Origin of the sequence: Nocardia ninae NBRC 108245 (assembly GCF_007990755.1) — a bacterium.
Lineage (GTDB): Bacteria > Actinomycetota > Actinomycetes > Mycobacteriales > Mycobacteriaceae > Nocardia > Nocardia ninae.
Map to the genome: position 1 here is coordinate 36,027 of NZ_BJXA01000023.1, position 16,445 is coordinate 52,471.

16 protein-coding genes are annotated in these 16,445 nt (G+C 64.7%); 8 read left to right on the plus strand and 8 right to left on the minus strand.

The features are described from left to right. Window positions 1-9: 9 nt before the first annotated feature. Both NN4_RS18590 and NN4_RS18595 read right to left on the minus strand, forming a co-directional pair. Window positions 10-1,557 (minus strand): alpha/beta hydrolase, encoded by a 1,548-nt coding sequence (locus NN4_RS18590; protein WP_222595101.1) that lies wholly within the window; start codon window positions 1,555-1,557, stop codon window positions 10-12. A 74-nt stretch (window positions 1,558-1,631) separates the two neighbouring features. Continuing rightward, window positions 1,632-2,219, minus strand: coding sequence for a hypothetical protein (locus tag NN4_RS18595; RefSeq protein ID WP_246180941.1), 588 nt, complete (start codon window positions 2,217-2,219; stop codon window positions 1,632-1,634). Between the two features lie 186 nt (window positions 2,220-2,405). Here NN4_RS18595 and NN4_RS18600 point away from each other — a divergent pair, with 186 nt between their 5' ends. Then, window positions 2,406-3,014 (plus strand): TetR/AcrR family transcriptional regulator, encoded by a 609-nt coding sequence (locus NN4_RS18600; protein WP_281289373.1) that lies wholly within the window; start codon window positions 2,406-2,408, stop codon window positions 3,012-3,014. 313 nt (window positions 3,015-3,327) lie between these two features. On the opposite strand, the gene NN4_RS18605 is transcribed toward NN4_RS18600, so the two are convergent. After that, window positions 3,328-4,137 carry a hypothetical protein gene (locus NN4_RS18605; RefSeq protein WP_147132700.1) on the minus strand — a complete coding sequence of 270 codons (810 nt, stop codon included), beginning with the start codon at window positions 4,135-4,137 and terminating at the stop codon, window positions 3,328-3,330. A gap of 234 nt (window positions 4,138-4,371) precedes the next feature. Between NN4_RS18605 and NN4_RS46170 the strand changes: the two genes are divergently transcribed. Both NN4_RS46170 and NN4_RS18615 read left to right on the plus strand, forming a co-directional pair. Then, on the plus strand, window positions 4,372-4,560 hold the full coding sequence (locus NN4_RS46170) for a hypothetical protein (RefSeq protein WP_246180943.1): 189 nt from the start codon (window positions 4,372-4,374) through the stop codon (window positions 4,558-4,560). A 170-nt stretch (window positions 4,561-4,730) separates the two neighbouring features. Next, on the plus strand, window positions 4,731-5,129 hold the full coding sequence (locus NN4_RS18615; RefSeq protein WP_147132703.1) for a hypothetical protein: 399 nt from the start codon (window positions 4,731-4,733) through the stop codon (window positions 5,127-5,129). 140 nt (window positions 5,130-5,269) lie between these two features. On the opposite strand, the gene NN4_RS18620 is transcribed toward NN4_RS18615, so the two are convergent. Further along, window positions 5,270-7,171, minus strand: a complete 1,902-nt coding sequence (locus NN4_RS18620) for a helix-turn-helix domain-containing protein (RefSeq protein ID WP_147132706.1) — start codon at window positions 7,169-7,171, stop codon at window positions 5,270-5,272. A 396-nt stretch (window positions 7,172-7,567) separates the two neighbouring features. Between NN4_RS18620 and NN4_RS18625 the strand changes: the two genes are divergently transcribed. From NN4_RS18625 to NN4_RS18635, 3 genes are all read left to right on the plus strand, one after another. Then, complete coding sequence (locus tag NN4_RS18625; RefSeq protein WP_147132709.1) at window positions 7,568-8,914, plus strand: alpha/beta hydrolase family protein; 1,347 nt, start codon at window positions 7,568-7,570, stop codon at window positions 8,912-8,914. A gap of 38 nt (window positions 8,915-8,952) precedes the next feature. Next, window positions 8,953-10,227, plus strand: a complete 1,275-nt coding sequence (locus NN4_RS18630; protein ID WP_147132712.1) for an extracellular catalytic domain type 2 short-chain-length polyhydroxyalkanoate depolymerase — start codon at window positions 8,953-8,955, stop codon at window positions 10,225-10,227. A 287-nt stretch (window positions 10,228-10,514) separates the two neighbouring features. Further along, complete coding sequence (locus NN4_RS18635) at window positions 10,515-10,934, plus strand: ChaB family protein (protein WP_147132716.1); 420 nt, start codon at window positions 10,515-10,517, stop codon at window positions 10,932-10,934. 157 nt (window positions 10,935-11,091) lie between these two features. Here NN4_RS18635 and NN4_RS18640 read toward each other — a convergent pair whose 3' ends face one another. Together NN4_RS18640 and NN4_RS18645 are read right to left on the minus strand one after the other, a co-directional pair. Further along, window positions 11,092-11,625, minus strand: a complete 534-nt coding sequence (locus NN4_RS18640; protein ID WP_147132718.1) for a hypothetical protein — start codon at window positions 11,623-11,625, stop codon at window positions 11,092-11,094. 125 nt (window positions 11,626-11,750) lie between these two features. Beyond that, the gene (locus NN4_RS18645) at window positions 11,751-13,313 is read right to left on the minus strand and encodes a peptidoglycan DD-metalloendopeptidase family protein (RefSeq protein ID WP_147132721.1); all 1,563 of its coding nucleotides are present in this window, start codon (window positions 13,311-13,313) and stop codon (window positions 11,751-11,753) included. 684 nt (window positions 13,314-13,997) lie between these two features. Between NN4_RS18645 and NN4_RS18650 the strand changes: the two genes are divergently transcribed. After that, window positions 13,998-14,471, plus strand: a complete 474-nt coding sequence (locus NN4_RS18650) for a hypothetical protein (RefSeq protein WP_186818500.1) — start codon at window positions 13,998-14,000, stop codon at window positions 14,469-14,471. Window positions 14,472-14,530: 59 nt separating this feature from the next. Here the strand turns inward: NN4_RS18650 and NN4_RS45765 are convergent, their stop codons facing one another. Further along, window positions 14,531-14,722, minus strand: coding sequence for a DUF3237 family protein (locus NN4_RS45765; RefSeq protein WP_147132727.1), 192 nt, complete (start codon window positions 14,720-14,722; stop codon window positions 14,531-14,533). Between the two features lie 68 nt (window positions 14,723-14,790). On the opposite strand from NN4_RS45765, the gene NN4_RS18660 reads away from it, so the two are divergent. Then, window positions 14,791-15,381 (plus strand): hypothetical protein, encoded by a 591-nt coding sequence (locus tag NN4_RS18660; protein WP_240772409.1) that lies wholly within the window; start codon window positions 14,791-14,793, stop codon window positions 15,379-15,381. A 90-nt stretch (window positions 15,382-15,471) separates the two neighbouring features. Here NN4_RS18660 and NN4_RS18665 read toward each other — a convergent pair whose 3' ends face one another. Beyond that, window positions 15,472-16,404, minus strand: coding sequence for an esterase/lipase family protein (locus NN4_RS18665; RefSeq protein ID WP_186818501.1), 933 nt, complete (start codon window positions 16,402-16,404; stop codon window positions 15,472-15,474). Window positions 16,405-16,445 lie beyond the last annotated feature (41 nt).

Sequence of the window (16,445 nt, forward strand, 5' to 3'; positions counted from 1 at the left end):
GTTGCTCGTTCAGAGTGAGCAGCGCGGGTTTTCTGCTGGCAGATGGAGATCGATCAGGTAGTCGGCTGCCAGGCCACTGATGCATGGGTTGCGGGCAAGGAGTGCGCCGTGTTGTTCGCCGTCCACGGTGAGCAGTCGCGCACCTAACGCGTTGGCGAGGTTGGCGCTGCCGTCGTAGGGGGTGAGGGGGTCGCCGGTGACTGCTATGACGAGGGTTTGTGGCAGTCCTTTGATGTTGGTGGCGTAGGGGAAGCCGAGGGTCGACTTTCCCGGCCACGCCTCGCAGCCGTGGTGTGTCTGGATGTCGATGCCCGGGTCGAGGACCGGTGTCGTAGCGTTCATGGCCTTGATGAGATCGGTGGCCTGGTCGGGGGTGAGCCGCTCCTCGTCGTCGCAGTTGATCGCCAAGGTCGCTTCGAAGGTGTTCGGGTATTCGCCGGTCGCGGTGCGGCCGGCGAATACGTCGCGCAGGGCGAGCAGTTCGTCGCCTCGGCCCTGCGCGAGTTGTGCGAAACCGGAAATGAGGCGGGGCCAAGAGGTTTCGAGGTAGAGGGCGCTGACGAAGCCCTCGACAGCCTTGTAGTGGGTCAGCTCGCGGCCATCGGCCATGCGGATGGGGTTGTCGAGGAGTGGCCGGAGGAGATGCTGTGCCACGGTCGTGGCCTGCGCTGGATCGTCGCCGAGTGGGCAGTCCGGTTGTGTCGCGCAGAACGCGGCGATCTTCTCGAACGTGCGCTGCATCCCTTCCGCTTGCTGCAGATTCCGCTCCCGGGTGTTCTTGGTCGGGTCCATCGCGCTGTCGTTGATGAGGGCACGTACGTTTTCCGGGAAAATCTCGGCGTAGACGGCACCGAGCCGGGTGCCGTAGCTCGATCCCGCATAGGACAGCTTCTTGTCGCCGAGCGCGGCACGCAGCACGTCCATGTCGCGTGCGACATCCCGCGTCCCGAGGTGCGCGAGCATCTCCGTGCCGCCCGAGCCCTGCGCGCACTGCTCGACCAGCTCGCGCGCGCCCTCGGCCGTCCAGGGGATCCCGGCAGCGGCGATCGCCGAGACGGGCGCGTCGTTCTCTCGCTGTATGTCGGTGTAGCAATCGATTACGGGTTCGGAGATGCCGACGCCGCGGGGGTCGAATCCGACGATGTCGAACCGATCGCGGACAGGGGTTCCAGTCCAGATCGCCGCGAACGCGGCGGCGTAGCTCATCGCCGGATAGCCCGGCCCGCCTGGGTTCACCAGCAGCGATCCGATCCGATCGGTGCCGGTCGACCGCACACGCAGCAGACCGAGCTCGATCGTCTTGCCCTCGGGTTCCTGGTAATCGAGCGGAACTTCGAGCTTCGCGCACTCGCTCATGGCAACCGCCGCCGCGGGCAGTCCGATGCGCGGGTCATCGCAGGGCCCGAACTCGAGCTTCTGCGCCATGAAGCGGTCCAGCTTCGGATCATCGGCGACCGCGCCGCCCTCCGGCGTCGCGGTCGTGCAACCCGCGGTCAGCACCACCGCGACCGCCATCGCGGCCGTCGCCGCGCCTCGGATCATGCCCAGTGTTCGCACGTACTCTCCTGAATTCTGAAAGTCGTTGTTATGTCGATGGTGTGCGTCCGCGACAACGGTGCGGACGCTCGATCTCAGTTCCCGGCGGCGTCGAGCAGCCAGTGGTAGCGCATCCGGAGGCTCCGTTCGACGCTGGCCAGCACGGCCCCGAACCCGAGCCCGACGATGGCCCAGCCCGGCAAGTCGATCGGTGTCTCGATCACGCCGATGCGCTCGGCGATCGGCGGGATCCGTGAGATCGGTTCGGCGAGCTGATTGACGAGCAGTGCCACACCGACAAGGAGCATGACCACCGACAGCAAGCCGATCGACCGACTCAGCAGCGGGTACCTGCGGTCGAGGTGGGCACGGCGCCCTTCGGCGGATTTGCGATCCGGGATGAGCTGATGCTCCGAACCATCGACGGTGACGTAATGGCAGCGCTTGAGACCGAAGCGGCTCATCGCCACCTCGATCCGGCCGCCGGCGACGGGGAAGGCAGCGGGCAGCTTGGATTCGGCATGATGGCGGCCATCGAGAAACAGGTCCGCCTTGACACCGCCGGAGCTCTGGTTCTGCCAGTGCCGGACATCAACGGCGTACACGGTGTCCAAACCACCGCCGGACAGCGGGAGATAGAACAGCGCCCGGCCCGGTAGCTGCCACCAGCGGAAGGGCTGCATGGCCCGTCCGTTCCCGCCCTTCAGCCGCTTCGCGGCCCTGCTTCTCTGCCACTCCTGGTACACGTCGTCTCCCTCCCCGACAGGCGGGCGAGCTCGTTTTAACACACTGTGTTACTTTTGCCGCCAATACGGTAACACGGTGTGTTAGTACGGTGTATCAGTAGCGTGTGAGAAAGTGGTTCGGTGGTGAATCAGAACCAGAGAGGCGCCAGCTCACGGGACAAGATCCTTGCGGCTGCTCTCGGGATGATCGGGGAGAATCCAGGTGCGACGCTGAGCGTGCGCGCGGTCGCGGCGAAGGCGGGGGTGAGCGCCGGCTCGCTCCGCTATCACTTCCCGACGCAGCGCGCGCTGCAAGACGCGGTGCTCGCCATCCTCTACGACGTCGCCGTCTCCGACCACGGGATCATCCACGATCAATCGGTGCCGGCGCGGGATCGGCTGATCGAGTGTCTGCGGCAAGTGCTCGCGCCTGCCGATGTCGGCGAGCAAGCGCGACAGGCGTTCAGCAGCTTGTTCAACACGTTCATCGCTCCCGAACCGACCGACACGCTGCGCGCGGCATATCTCGCCATGGACCGGGAGGGGCAGCGCCGCGTCGAATACTGGCTGACGGTCCTCGTGAACGAAGGTGCGCTCGCCGACGGCGATATCACCAGGCGGGCAAGGTTCCTGATGACCGTCCTCAATGGGCTCTCGCTGGAGCGGGCATTGCCCGCTGAGGACTCTCTGCTGAAGACCGAAAACGAGACCCTGCACGCCGCAGTTGACTGGGTCTTCAACTCCCGCAGTTGATTTCGCTCACCGGCACACCAGTGCGCATCGCAGGCGTAGATCCAGCCGACCATTCTGCTTCGGTCACCGACACCTCCATGTGACGGGATTCGATTGCGCCGCAGAACTATTCATCGACCTCGGCAGTCGGCGCTTCGCCATGTGCCGGGCGGCGGCGATGATGTCGGCCGCAGGTGCGCTGGTGCCGTAGGTGGCGGCGAGGATGGAGTTCACCGTTCGGCTGACCCATACCACGTAGCAGCATCAGCGAATGGTCGCTGAGGTGGGTGAATCGCGGTATTTCGCCAATCCCGAGATCGTGCGGAGCTCCGGGTCAGCACCACACCACTGGGTTACCGGTGTCGACTGCGGCTTGGAGCACTCGTGTCAACGGAATGAGTATGTACTCGAACCGATCTGGGCCGACCGGCGTGCTCTGCACGCGCATCCGTCGCGGATAGCCCGGAGAGTTCGTCGGGTTGATCGGACCGTGCACCGGAACCTTTGTCCGTTGTCCGGTGTCGAGGTCGGTGAACCAGTATCCGCCCCGCCACGACTGTTTCTGGCTGAAGTTGCGTGCCCGAAAGATCTCCGATTCGGGATCTGCGGCGGTGTCGACGATTGTGAGGCCGGCTGCGGCATCGAGTGCGAAGTTGTGTTTCGTCCGGCCATCCCAGCTGAAAACTCCTCTGTATGCCGGTACCGCGGTTATCAGCGTTTCACCAGTTGATGCGTCGATGAGGGTGGTTTCGGTGCCGACGGTGGGTTGGGCGCGGAATTCGGTGATTTCGACGAGCGCAGCTGAGGCTGACATTGGTGACAGCTGTCCACCGTTGCGGTCGGGAAGTTCGTTGGACAGGATCGGGAAGTCGGCTACTCCCGCTGCCTCCAAGGCTGACTCAAAGAGCCTGTAGCCGGACCAGTTCGAGATCCGTTCGGATGCGAATTCCATATGTTCGTGCGGACATGCGCCGTTGCGGATCCAGCCATCGACACTGTGGTGCTGGTCTTCATGCCCTTCGTAGGGCAGCGAGAGCGTCAGGTATCCCGCGCCGTCTTCTACGATCAGGTCTACCGGGACCGGCGCGATAGTAGTTCGGCCGTCCTGCCAGCATCGACAGCGCACGAACGCATCCAATCCCACGTCGCCATCGTAAAGCGGCTCGTCAGTACCGTTCGATCGTCAGTCGTCAACCCCGATTGGTCAGCAGCTCAGCCTCTTTTCGACGTGTCGACTACGCCGTCGAGCCCGAAGTGCTGAGTTCGGCGATAGAGCGTGGGAGTCGGCGGTGGTGCACTTGAGAACATCAGTCCGTGGAGGTAGATACGGTGTGAGGATGCCGTTGCTGTGGTTGGTCGTGTTCGGTAGCCTCCGAACATGAGCGATGGGGGGATTCCAGCAGCTGGACAGAGCGTTTCCGTAGCTCCCGAAAAGGTGCGTGATGTCAGCAAGTTCGTCTATGAGCTGGCCGAAGCGCTGCGCACGGTGTTGGATTCCGCGGCAAAGGACGTCGCCACATTGGCGGGTGGCACGTGGACAGGTGACTTCGCCGAACGAGTTCGGTGATGGCTGGGCCGATGTGCGAGACGGCGGCGGTCAGATCATCGCCGCCTTGGCAGGTATGGCCGAAAAACCGGGGGTTACTGCCGAGACGTACCAGGCTCGCGATGAAAGCAACGGCCTCCGCACTGAACGCCTCCAGCTTGGATCTCCCGTGAGTGCGGGCCGGTGGGATAATGAACTCGCGTGATTTCATTGCCCGACTCCAGCCCTACGGGGATCTCGAATGGTACCGGCACGCGGGCGGTACTCGCGATGACGGCTCGTCCGTTCCGCCGCTGGTGGTCTGGCGTTTTGCGGAACCTCGGCCGGTTGAGTTCGCAGAACAGCTGCGTAAAATCATCGATTCTGATCATCGTGATATCGACTGGCTGTTCGACACCACGCGGCGGAACTGGGTGTTGGTTCCGGAGCGAGTCATGGCCGAGAAAGAACATCACCGCTTCGCGACCGAAGCGCAAGCCTCGGATTTCCTGGAGCGGCAAGATAGAGAATTCTGTGAGCGTGCGGTAAAAGATTTCGACCGGATCATCGGTGAACTGGATGAGCTCTTGGGCGCTGGCGGAGCCCGGTAGGTGTCAGTGCGGTGTCGTTGTCGGCGGCTGCCGGTGCACCGCACAAGGGCAGCGCACAGGGTTTCTATCGCGCTGACCTCGGCGACCGGGCCGGTCGCACATCAGCCGAGCCGCACTCGAATGCGCACTTCATCCCGTCCTCATGATGGGAAGGCGGCGGATTCGCGGAGGCGGTGTAGGCGCAGGGCGAGTTGGATTTCGAGGGCGCGGTCGGGGTGTTGCCAACCTTCGCCGAGGAGGGCGGTGATGCGGTCGAGGCGTTGGGTGACCGTGTTGACGTGGATGTGGAGGAGTTTGGCGCTGTTGCTGAGGCTGCAGCTGGTGGCGAAATAGGTTTCCAGGGTGTCGATCAGGGGGGCGCCGCGGCGGAGGTCGTAATCGATGACGGGGCCGAGTGTGGTGTTCAGGAAGGCCAGTACGTTGTCGCCGCTGTTGATGAGTAAGCCGATGAATCCGAGATCCGCTGCGCTGGCGGATGATCCGTGTTTGCCGAGTGCGTTCATCAGCTGGATGCACTGGCGGGCCTCGCGGTAGGCGGTGGGCACTCGGTCCGGTAGGTCGACTGGTCCGGAGCCGGCGACGGTTGCTGAAATCCCCAGTGCCGCAAGGAGTTCCTTGGCGACGCAGTGTGCTGTTGCGGAGGCGTCGTTGCCGGGGAGGAGCACGATGGTGTGCCGGCCGCGAGTTACCGCCAAACCGTGGCGGGACATTACGTAGTGGGTTGTCCAAGCCGCGGCACGGTGGTGGCCGCCGTGTTCGGCGACGACGAGCATCTGGGGCTGTGTCAGATCTATGCCGAGCAGGGTGGCCCGGCTGTGCAATGCCTTGTCGTCGATGACACGACCGTCCAGCAGGTCGTCGAGGAGTTCGCCGCGCACTCGTCCTTCGGCTTCGGCGATGCTGCGCTGGAACAGCAACAACAGTGCGGTGACGAGCGCGGCGCGCTCCAGGATGCGCTGATCGGCCGGCGACAGTTCGCCGGGATGATGCAGGACGAGCGTGCACAACGGCCTACTGCCTGCGCCGCCCGGTGCGGCCCACAGCTCCTTCGCGACTACGGCTCGACCGAGTTCTGCTGCGGTAGCGGCGATTTCGCCGACGGCCTGTTCGTCGCCGAGTTGTTCATGGGCGCTCGGTGCGCCGATCTCGGTGAGTCTGCGTCCGTCGGCGTCGAGTACCAGCAGCGCGCCGCCGAGAATGTCGGCGGCCACGGTCGCGACGTCCGCTACGCCGCCGCCTCGAACGACCAGGTCGGTCATTCTGTCGTGTGCCTGTGCGGCGCGTTCGACGGTGTTGTAGTGCGCGTGCATGGCCGCGCTGGCCGCACTGAGTTCGGCTAGGGCGGTACGTGTTTCGGTGAGCAGCCGCGCCGAATCCACGGCGATCGTCGCGTGCGCGGCGAGGGAGACCAGCAGCGCTATCTCTTCGGGAGCGTAGGGCCGGAAGTCGCGATGCGAGGCGAACAGGACACCGATGACCTGGTCGCCGAGCTTCATCGGCACGCCGAGGATGGCGACGAGCCCCTCCTCCCGCACGGCACTGTCGATCGCCGCGGTGTGGCGGAACCGTTGGTCGGCAAAGTAATCCGCGGTGCTGTACGGCATTCCGGTCTGAGCGACCAGTCCGCCCAGGCCGTCGCCCATCGCCAGCCTGGTGGATCGGAAGGCCTGTGAGCCGGACCCGTCGGTCACCCGCATGAAGGTGTCGCCGCGCTGTGGATCTGGCAGTGTCAAATAGGCGACATCGGCGTGCAGCAGCCGCCGCGCGCGGTGCACGATGGCTTGCAGGACCGCGTCCACGTCGCGTAGTCCGGCGAGATCTCCGGCAGTGTCGAACAGTGCGGCCAATTCGGCCTCCCGGCGAGCCCGGCGCTCCAGCAGCGCGCGGACTCGTAGCGCGGCGCGTTTAGCGCTGTCCAGCTCGGCCAGTTCAGCGGCGGAAGCACCGGCGGCGCGTGCTTCCAGCAGTGGCGCTTCGAATTCGACGGCAGGGGCTTCCCGCTCGAGCATTTCCAGGAAGATCTCGCACGTCACGGCCGTCATGGTGTAGCGCCTTCGCTCGGGGCGACATCGGCAGTCTTGTCCGGGCGTTGGTTTCCGGTCGCCATCGCCTGCCGGTCGGGGCTGTCGGTAGGTCACGGCCGGCGCCCCGGTCGCCGTGGACCACCCATGGTGCCTCCACACCTCGAGATGTGCTGCCGAAAACACTATGTGTGGTCCAGCGGCCTGACGATGTGGGCGGCCGACACGTTTGCCGCGCCGAATGTTTATGTCGCCCATACATTGCGCCGCACACCACTGCCCGTATTCGGATGGTCCTCGCGCACGTGGGTGGCGACCTCCGCCATGTTCAGCGGCGGAAAAGTGGGTGACGCGCACCTGTCGAAGCGGCCGACCGGCGAACAGACTTTCTGACATCGCCGCTCGAAAAGGAACAACATGCCGCTGTTTCGCCGTCTCTCCGCCACCGCAACGGCTGTCGTTGCGCTCGCCGGATCCCTTGTCGCCGTTGGCGTGCACACGCGCGAAGCGGTGAATGCCGAGCATCCCGTCGTGCGGTCCATGGCGTGTGTGGCTCCGCTCGTGGTGGGTGCGCAGCGGCAGGACGCCGCCTGCCTCGCAGACTTGACCACGGCAGGCACCGTCGCTTCGGGCCACACGGTCGCTGCGGATTGGGCGGGCCTGCATCCTCCGGGCGCCCGTAATCCGACCGGTGTGCCGGGAATGCAGATCGACGGATACTTCCCCGACAACTCGGCCACGAACACCAACCACGGCTGGAATCACGACAGCCAGTTCGTCATTCGCCTGCCGGAACGCTGGAACGGTGGCCTGGTGGTCGCGGGTACGCCGGGAAATCGCCGCCAGTACGCCAACGACTTCATCATCTCCGACTGGGTGCTCGCCCAGGGCTACGCCTATGCCGCGATCGACAAAGGCAACACCGGGCCGGAGTTCTATCGGGACGGCGACGCTCCCGGCGATGCGATGGTCGAATGGCACAACCGGGTCACTCAGTTGACGGTCGCGGCGCAGGCCGTCGTCGCCCAGCGCTACGCCCGCCCGGCCACCCGCACCCTGCTGGCCGGAATCTCCAACGGTGGCTACCTCGTTCGCTGGCAGTTGGAGAATCGGCCGTGGCTCTACGACGGTGGCGTGGACTGGGAGGGGCCCACCTGGCAGGCGAATGGTCCGAACCCGCTGAGTTATCTGCCGCCCGTATCACGCGCTTACCAGGATTACCGTGCGAATCCGGCCGCCATCGACGGTATTGTCGCCGCGGGGTTCCCCGCCGAGTCGGAGCCGTTGTGGGAGTATCACGACAGGTCGTACTGGGGGCCCATCCAACGGGGCTACCGGCAGGAAATCGATCCTGGCTATACGGGTGCCGAGGCCGACTACGTCTTTGCCGACCGTCCGGCCGCGGCCCGGGACTCCATGGGCCGAGTATCACTCACCGGACGAATTCAGCGACCCCTCATCACGATTCACGGCACCCTCGACGCACTGCTGCCGATCGGCAAGGAATCGGACCTCTATGCCGAGCAGATCAGTGGTCAGGGTCGTGCTGCGCTGCACCGGTATTACCGGATCGAGGGCGGCAATCACGCCGATGGCCTGTACGAACAGCATCCGGATCTGGTGCGGCCCATGCTGCCGTGCTTCCGGAGCGCCTTCACCGCCCTCGAAACCTGGGCCGGCACAGGGCAATTGCCGCCACCGAATGCGACGATACCGCGTCCGGTTTCCGGTGATCCGGCGGAAACGTGCGAACTGAGCGGCTGAGTCGCAGGCCGCAATTTCCCCGATGATGAGGAAACGCAATGGAAATCAAAGAATTGGCGGCGGCACTGGCCGCCACCGCCGGACTGGTGGCCGCCACCATGAGTTCGGTGACCGCCGCAGTCCCCAGCCCCACGCCGGAGACCTTGCGCGGTTATAACATCAGCGCCACTTACGTTTCGGGCGTTTCGTCCGGCGGGTACCTGGCGAATCAGCTACACGTCGCCTACTCCGATGTCTTCTCCGGGGCGGGAATATTCACTGCGGGCCCGTACCGATGCGCGGGGGATTTCGACTACGCGGTCAGAGCCCAGACCGGTTGCATGCAGAATGGAACACGCAAGTCGCCCGCGCAATTGGCGGAGGAGACCAGAACCCTGGCGGCGTCCGGCAAGCTCGACGCCGTCGCCAACCTGGCCGGTGACGCGGTATATCTCTACCACGGCACGAACGACACGACCGTCCACCAAGCCGTGAATGACGATCTCGCGACCTATTACTCGGGTTTTGGCGCGAACGTCACCTATCGGAAGGACAGTGCGGCCGGGCATGCCTGGGTCAGCCCGCTGGGACCGGTCGCCTGTGCCAGCACGGCGTCCCCGTTCATCAACGACTGCGGTGACGACCCGGTGGGTGAGCTGCTCGCCGCCCTGCTGGGGACCGTGCACCGCCCGGCCGGGACGCTCAGCGGAAAGCTTGTCCAATTCGATCAGAACGCGTTCGCGCCCGGCGGCAATGCGAATGCGATAAGCATGGACGCAAAGGGTTTCACTTACGTCCCTCCGTCATGTTCCCAAGGCGCTTCGTGTCGCCTGATGGTTGCCTTGCACGGCTGTAAACAGGGCTACAGCTATCAGTCGTTCGGCGACGCCTTCATGAAGTACGCCTATCTCAACGAGTACGCCGACACCAACAATATGATTGTTCTTTACCCGCAGGCGATTCCGCTCAGCACTGCGGGGACCACCAATCCGAACGGTTGCTGGAACTGGTGGGGATACGGCGGTGACGCGGCATATGCCTGGCACGGCGGTAAACAGCTGGACGCCATATCGGCCATGGTCCGCAAGCTTTCGAGCGGATCGACCCCGACCACGCCGCCGCCCGTGACGACCACGACGATTCCCCCGACCACCACCGCCCCCGCACCCACCTGCGTGACCGATACCAACTACGCACACACCACCGCAGGCCGTGCCTATCAATCGGGTGGCTATGCCTATGCCAACGGCTCGAAGCAGAAACTCGGCCTCTGGACTATCTACAGCAAGAGCACGATCAAGGAAACCAGCCCGGGTTACTGGGAGCTGTGTTAACTCGCAGCGCTGAAGTCCGGCACATGCCCGCTATCCCCGGATCCCGACAGTCCCACGCGGCGGCTCGCGAAGATGCACTGGGCTCGACGTGTGGACGATGGACTCGGGGATTTGCCGGCCTTCACCCCGGTCGGATGCTTGCGCTGAGCGATTACCTTCACGACGATGTCGCGGTCGGTGCGCATGCCCTCGAACTCGTTGTCCGCAGATCGGCAGGGTGCCGGTGTTCAGTTTGTTCCCGATCGGTGCGGGTACGCGATGCCAGGGGCTACCGGAGGAGAGTGAGTATGCCGAAAACCACGAAGTCGGGTAAGCCGATCAAGAGTGAGCTGCCGAGCACTCTCGTCAAGTCCGAGGCCAAAGCGCAGCGCACCTTTGCCGAGACCTACGACTCCGCGATCAAGGAGTACGGCGACGAAGAGCGTGCTCATCGAGTTGCCTACGCCGCACTCAAGCACAGCTACGAGAAGGTAGGTGATCACTGGGAACTCAAGGACCAAAAGGGACCCTCCGATGCGCGCGCCGAAAGCGGCGGGCCGAACGCCAGCGGGGAGACCGCAGAGGGCGTCGACGCGAACGCGAGTAAGAAGCATCTCCAGGACGTGGCGCGCAGGCTCGACATCGCAGGACGTTCGACCATGACCAAGGACGAACTCGTCGAAGCCATCAAGAAGGCGAATAGGCGCGAGAGCGCAGCAGCACGCTGACGGTCCAACGCGGCGCCGCTGCGGATTCGACTCGAAGGTGCGCGTCTACGCCGGCCTCGACAAATGGGGACCGAGCGGGGAATTAATGGTGATCAGTCCACCGACTGAAATAGCCACGTCCACTTGGCCGCCTGCCTCGTTCAGGCTCGGACGGCAGCTATTGGACCAGGCTCGCTGGAGCCGGCGCGGGGCTGGGTCCGCCGCCGGGGAATGTCTGTGTGGTGAAACATGACATGGTGACGGCGGAGCCTGCGGGGCCGACGCCGACGATGGTGTCGAGTGTGTATCCGTCGGCCGGATGGGCCTGAGTTGCGATGGCGCCGTTCGGGTATGGCGGTTTGCGGGCCGGCGGCCAGCCGAGGTCCTGCCAGGCGGACTCGGTGTCGGCCAATGTGGTGTATGGGGCGTCGCTCGGCAATCGATAGCTGAGGGAGTAGTACTCGGGGTGGGGGAAGAAGGCACTGCCGGTTCCGGTGGGCGATACATGACCCGGTGCCGACTGGCTGTCGGAATGCGCTTCGAGGTAGGTGCCTTCTGGCATGGCACGGATGGTTTGCAGGAGGTATTCGACGCAGGCGTCCCGCGCTTGCTGCGCATTGGCGGGCGGGGCGGCTTCGGCCGGGGTTGCGAAGGCGGTGACGGCGAGCAGGGCTCCCAGGCCGGGTAGGGCCCGGATGGCGAGGTTTCGCATGAAGGCTCACATCCTAAAATTTGGATTACCAGAGTTGCTGGAACGTAGCCTAGCAAGCGATGTCGTAGATCACAATGGTTGGGGCCGCCGCGGTGGAGGAGTGCCGCCACCGCGGCGGAGCGGCATCATTCGCCGTCGGACCACCAATCGTCGAGCCACCATCCGCCGTCGGACCATTCGTCCTCCGGCCAATCACTGTCGGACCATTCGTCCTCGGGCGCACTGTCTTCCGGCGCTTCGTTGTCTTCCGCTTCGCCATCCGTCCCGGTATGCGGGTAGCTGGGCGCGGGAGGTCCGGACTCTTGGCAGGCGGGTGCTACCGGTCCATTGCTTCCGGTTTCGAGGAAGCCGTCACTGATCCATTTGCCGTTGTCGAGTTTGTTCCAGAGGTCGGTGCTGCCCCATTTGCCGTTGAGCCGGCCACCGCGGGCGGTGCAGGCGATGGTCAGGACCTCACCGTCGCGGACCCCGCCGACGACCGAATGCTGGGTGCCGGGGCCGGAACGCAGGTTGACCTTGCGGTTTCGATCGGGATGGGGGCGCACCACACCCTTGGCCAGGGTGGGGTCGGGCTTCGGTGGCTTGGGCTCGCTCGGCTTGGGCGGTGTCGTGGGCTTGGGCGGTGTCGTCGGCTTAGGATCGGTCGGCTTCGGTGGCTTGGGTTCGGTCGGCTTCGGCGGTGTGGTCGGTTTGGGATCGGTCGGCTTCGGCGGGGTCGGCGGATTCGAGTTGTCACCGCCGCCGTAGTTGACCAACCTGCCGCCGGCGCGCACCCGCTCACCTTCGTGCTCGGCGTACCCACCGTAGGCGTCGGGACCTTCCCGGAATGTCCAGCCGCCGAGGGTGACTCCGTTGACGGGCACCGGTTGCGAACCCTTGTACAGCGACATGTGCACGTGGGCACCGCTGGCGAAACCGCCGCACGGCAGCTGGGTGCCGGTGCGACCGAGGTAGGTGCCCGCGGTGATCTCGGTGCCGTCGGCGGCGCCGATGATGTCGGTCATGTGGTAATAGGAGGTGGTAAAGCCGTTGTTATGAACGATTTTCACCTCGGCGCTGCCGTTGCGGACGCACGTTTTGTAGATGCGACCGGACGCCGGAGCGGTCACGCGACCGTCGCCACCGTTGAAGTCCAGCGAGTTGTACGGTCGGCTGCTGCCGCTGATGCCGTGCGGCCCACCGCCCATGTACCAGCTCTGGCCCTGCTTCCACGGCAGTGAGAGTGCGGAATTCGCCGAACGTGGTTGGGCGGTGGCGGCGGCGGTCAAGGTTGCCTTCTCGCCGCCACTCACGACGGATTCCGGTGCGGCACTGACCATGTGGCCGAATTCGGGGGTGCCCTCCAGGGCGACTTCCCAGTCTCCGTGCTCGTGTTTTGCCACATACAGCGTCGATTTCGGCGGGTCCTCGCTCTCGCTGTCCTGAGGGACGGTCGCGGCGCCGAAGACCCATTCACCGTCGCTGCGCATACGGTCGACGACGGGTGGCTTCTCGGTGGCGTCTTCCACCTGCTGAGTGACGAGGGTGTCGCTGATCGCGTCGTCCAGGCCGTCCGGACCATCGGTGGCCGGTTGCGCGCTGACCGGACCGATGGTCATCGCCAGGCCGGCGACGGTGGCGATGACGAGTGTGGCGACTGCACCGGGGAATATCCAACCTCTGCGGAGGCGTGGATCAATCGATCTCAATGTAAGGCAACTTTCTTCGTCGGTCGTGTCATCGATCGATAGGCCGAAACGGCCGGCCGGGAATGTGGGGTCGCGTATTTTCGACACGCGAAACTAGGTGTCGTAGCTACGTATCGGAAAAAGGCGACGCGACTTCTGAGTCGCCGGTCGGCGCTCAGCAGTGCTCGGCAGGCGCTCGACCGTGTCGATAACGGATCGGTCTCACTTACCTGCTCGCATTCCCACTTCCCAGCCGAAAGTGTAGGTTAAGCGATTGGCGACAGACGGAAGAGTTAGCCATTCTATAAATAGACTTAAGCCTGGATTTAGTAAACAGGCATCAGTATTTTGATAAGTTATGCGCATAATCGAGATTTGTGCGTCTGTGCATATGCCGGTAGCGGTTCGAACACGCGGCGTCCGTCGGGGGCGGTCTCGAGTGGGGGCCCACGGTTGGCTCGACACCCTCAGCCCTCAGCGCCGACAGCCCTCGAACCCGCACCGGCCCCGACCCGAAGGCCTCGCCCGAACCTCCCTGGGCTCCCGCTCGGGCCGCGGTCCCGCCCGCGCCGAGTAACGGCCGAGGACGAATTTCGATATCCACGTAGTTGCTTACGTAGCGTTACGCACGCTCCCCGTGCCGATCTCGCGAAACGCGCAGTGCACTATGCGCGAGCACACCACCATCGTTGGAAGGTTGCAGGAATGCCATTCAAACAACTCGGCAAGCTATCGGCCGTTGCCGTCGTCGCTGTCGCGGCGCTCATCGGCGCGAGTGCCCCCGCCTCCGCATCGAATTATGTGGGAGTCAACTTGCCGATGACATCCACCGGCGCCGACGGAATCGGCTGCGCGGGCGATGTATGGGCCACGGGAAATGTATATCCGGACGGCGATGTGCCGGGAACGGTCGACCTGCAATTGAAGGGCTGGCTGAAGGTATTCGGTATTCCGGCGCCGTGGTGTTCGGTCACCGCGGTGGTCGACTGGCGAAACCTGGATACCGGAGCGAGTGGCTCGGGATCGGTATTCCTCGGCGGCGGTAATGGCACGCCGTTCTTCTGGATCGCCCCGCAAAACGGCAACCTTCGGTTGGTGACGGGCCGCGGCCAGGTGACGTTCACGATCAACACCAATTTCCCGCACACCCCCAGCGAAACAACCTTCGCCGTGTACTGAGTCACCGATAGTCGAATGAGAACGGCGAATGCGCACGCTGCGCATTCGCCATTCTTGCGTCAAAGCACCTGGGAGACTTGATAAGCAACGCCACCCTCGATCAGATACCCCGAGCCGACACAGACGATGTCGTTGAGCCACGAGTACTGCTCCGCCCCGGTCTCGGTAGTCACAAACCAAAAGTACGGTCGGCCGTATTTATAGTCAAGAGTGCGGGAGCCTGCCTGCCCCACGCGGCACTCGGCGACCACGCTGGTTCAGTGGCGCCGATCCGCTCGGGCATTCGTCTTTTCCCGGCCCCACGCGTTAACTTGATCGGGTGATCAGGAATTCGGTACCCACAACGGCGGGAGCATGGCGGGCGGGTGACGGCGCCGCGGTGTCGTTGCGTGAGGCGACAGTGGCTTGGGCGCTGGCCGCACACGCGGAACTGGCCGAGATCGCCACCGGGTACGGGCATTTCATCACCGTCGCGGAGTTGGCCGAGCGGGTGCAGGAGGTGTCCGGCGTGCATACCGGTGCGCCGACCCGCACCTGGATGGACGCGATTCTGCGCAAGATCGCCCGCCGCTGCCACGGCGCGGGGGAGCCGCCGCTCACCGCGCTCTGCGTGCGGCAGAACCACACGGTCGGCGACACCTACAAGTACGTACTAGAGCTGGCCGGGCTGCCGATTCCGGATGATATGGAACTGCACGCCGCCTACGCGCGCTGGCAGTGCTACCAGTTCTACGGCGCCGCGATGCCTGCCGACATGGCAGTCCCGCCGCTCACGCCGAAGGTGGCGGGCCGCCGTGCGCCGAGCAGCACCGCGCAGGTGGAGACCAAGCCGCAGCCGACGCGCGCGGCGGTGTGTGCGCAATGCTTCATCCAGCTTCCCGCCAACGGCACGTGCGAGTACTGCGTGTAATCGGCTCTCGCAGAACAACAAAAGGCCCGCACTCGGGGTGGGCGTGGGCCTTTCGTTTCCTGGTTTCTCGTGGGGTGCGTCACCCTCCGCTCATCGCATCGAGCCGCCATTTCCAACAGGGCGAACCGCCTGATTCGGCCCGTCTGTGTCGGGCGCGGGACAGGGGTCGTCGGCGTAAGGCAGGCCGAGGGCTCGGTGCACGAGAAACGCGACGGCGGGGGAGTCGGGGAGGATGCCGTGATGGAAAGTATCGGTGGGGCACACGTCCTGCACCCAGAAATTCTCGACGGTCGCATTCCGGCCGGCGCGCAGGAAAGTCGCTTCCGGCGGGGTGACCACGCGATCCACGCGGCTCGCGATGGCCGTGTACTGCACGCCGGGTTCGGTGTCGCCCGCGGCATTGAGCGTGCGGATGAATTCGCTGCCCGTCAACTGTTGCGCCGCGGCGGTACCGAGCACCCTGGCGATCAGCGCGTCCGCGATACCGGCTGCGCTGCCCGAGGGTAGGAGGTGGCCGAGCCCGTCGGCCGTGGTGCCGTGATGGGTGGCGGCAATGGTGACCAGGTCATCGACCTTGTTGCGCGCCGGGTCACCGCGAGACGCCCCGCCTTCGAACCGTAGGTACTGCCGGGTCAGTGGACCGCCTTGCGAATGCGCGACGATATCGACTTTCGCCGCACCGGTGACCGCGCGCACCCGATCGATGAATCCCCCGAGTTCCTTGGCCGAAGTGCGAATATCGGCGGTGCCGAAAACGCCGGGCGCGGCACCGCGAACGCTGAACGGGGCATGTCCGTAATTGAGCGAAAACACGCACACGCCAAGGGCTTTCAACTGTGGGGCCAGCGTGTCCCAGGAGTTCTGATTACCCCATGTGCCGTGCACGAGGACCACCGGCTCCGGGTGGGTCGCCTTCGGCACGCAAGCCCAGTCGTTCGCCCCCGTCGGTGCGATACTCCCGTCCTCGATGACCTCGGCGAAAGCGGGAGTGGCGGCGACCATTCCCGCGATCGTGAGCGCCACGGTGAAACCGATTCCTCGGCAGTATCGACCTGAATCGCGCG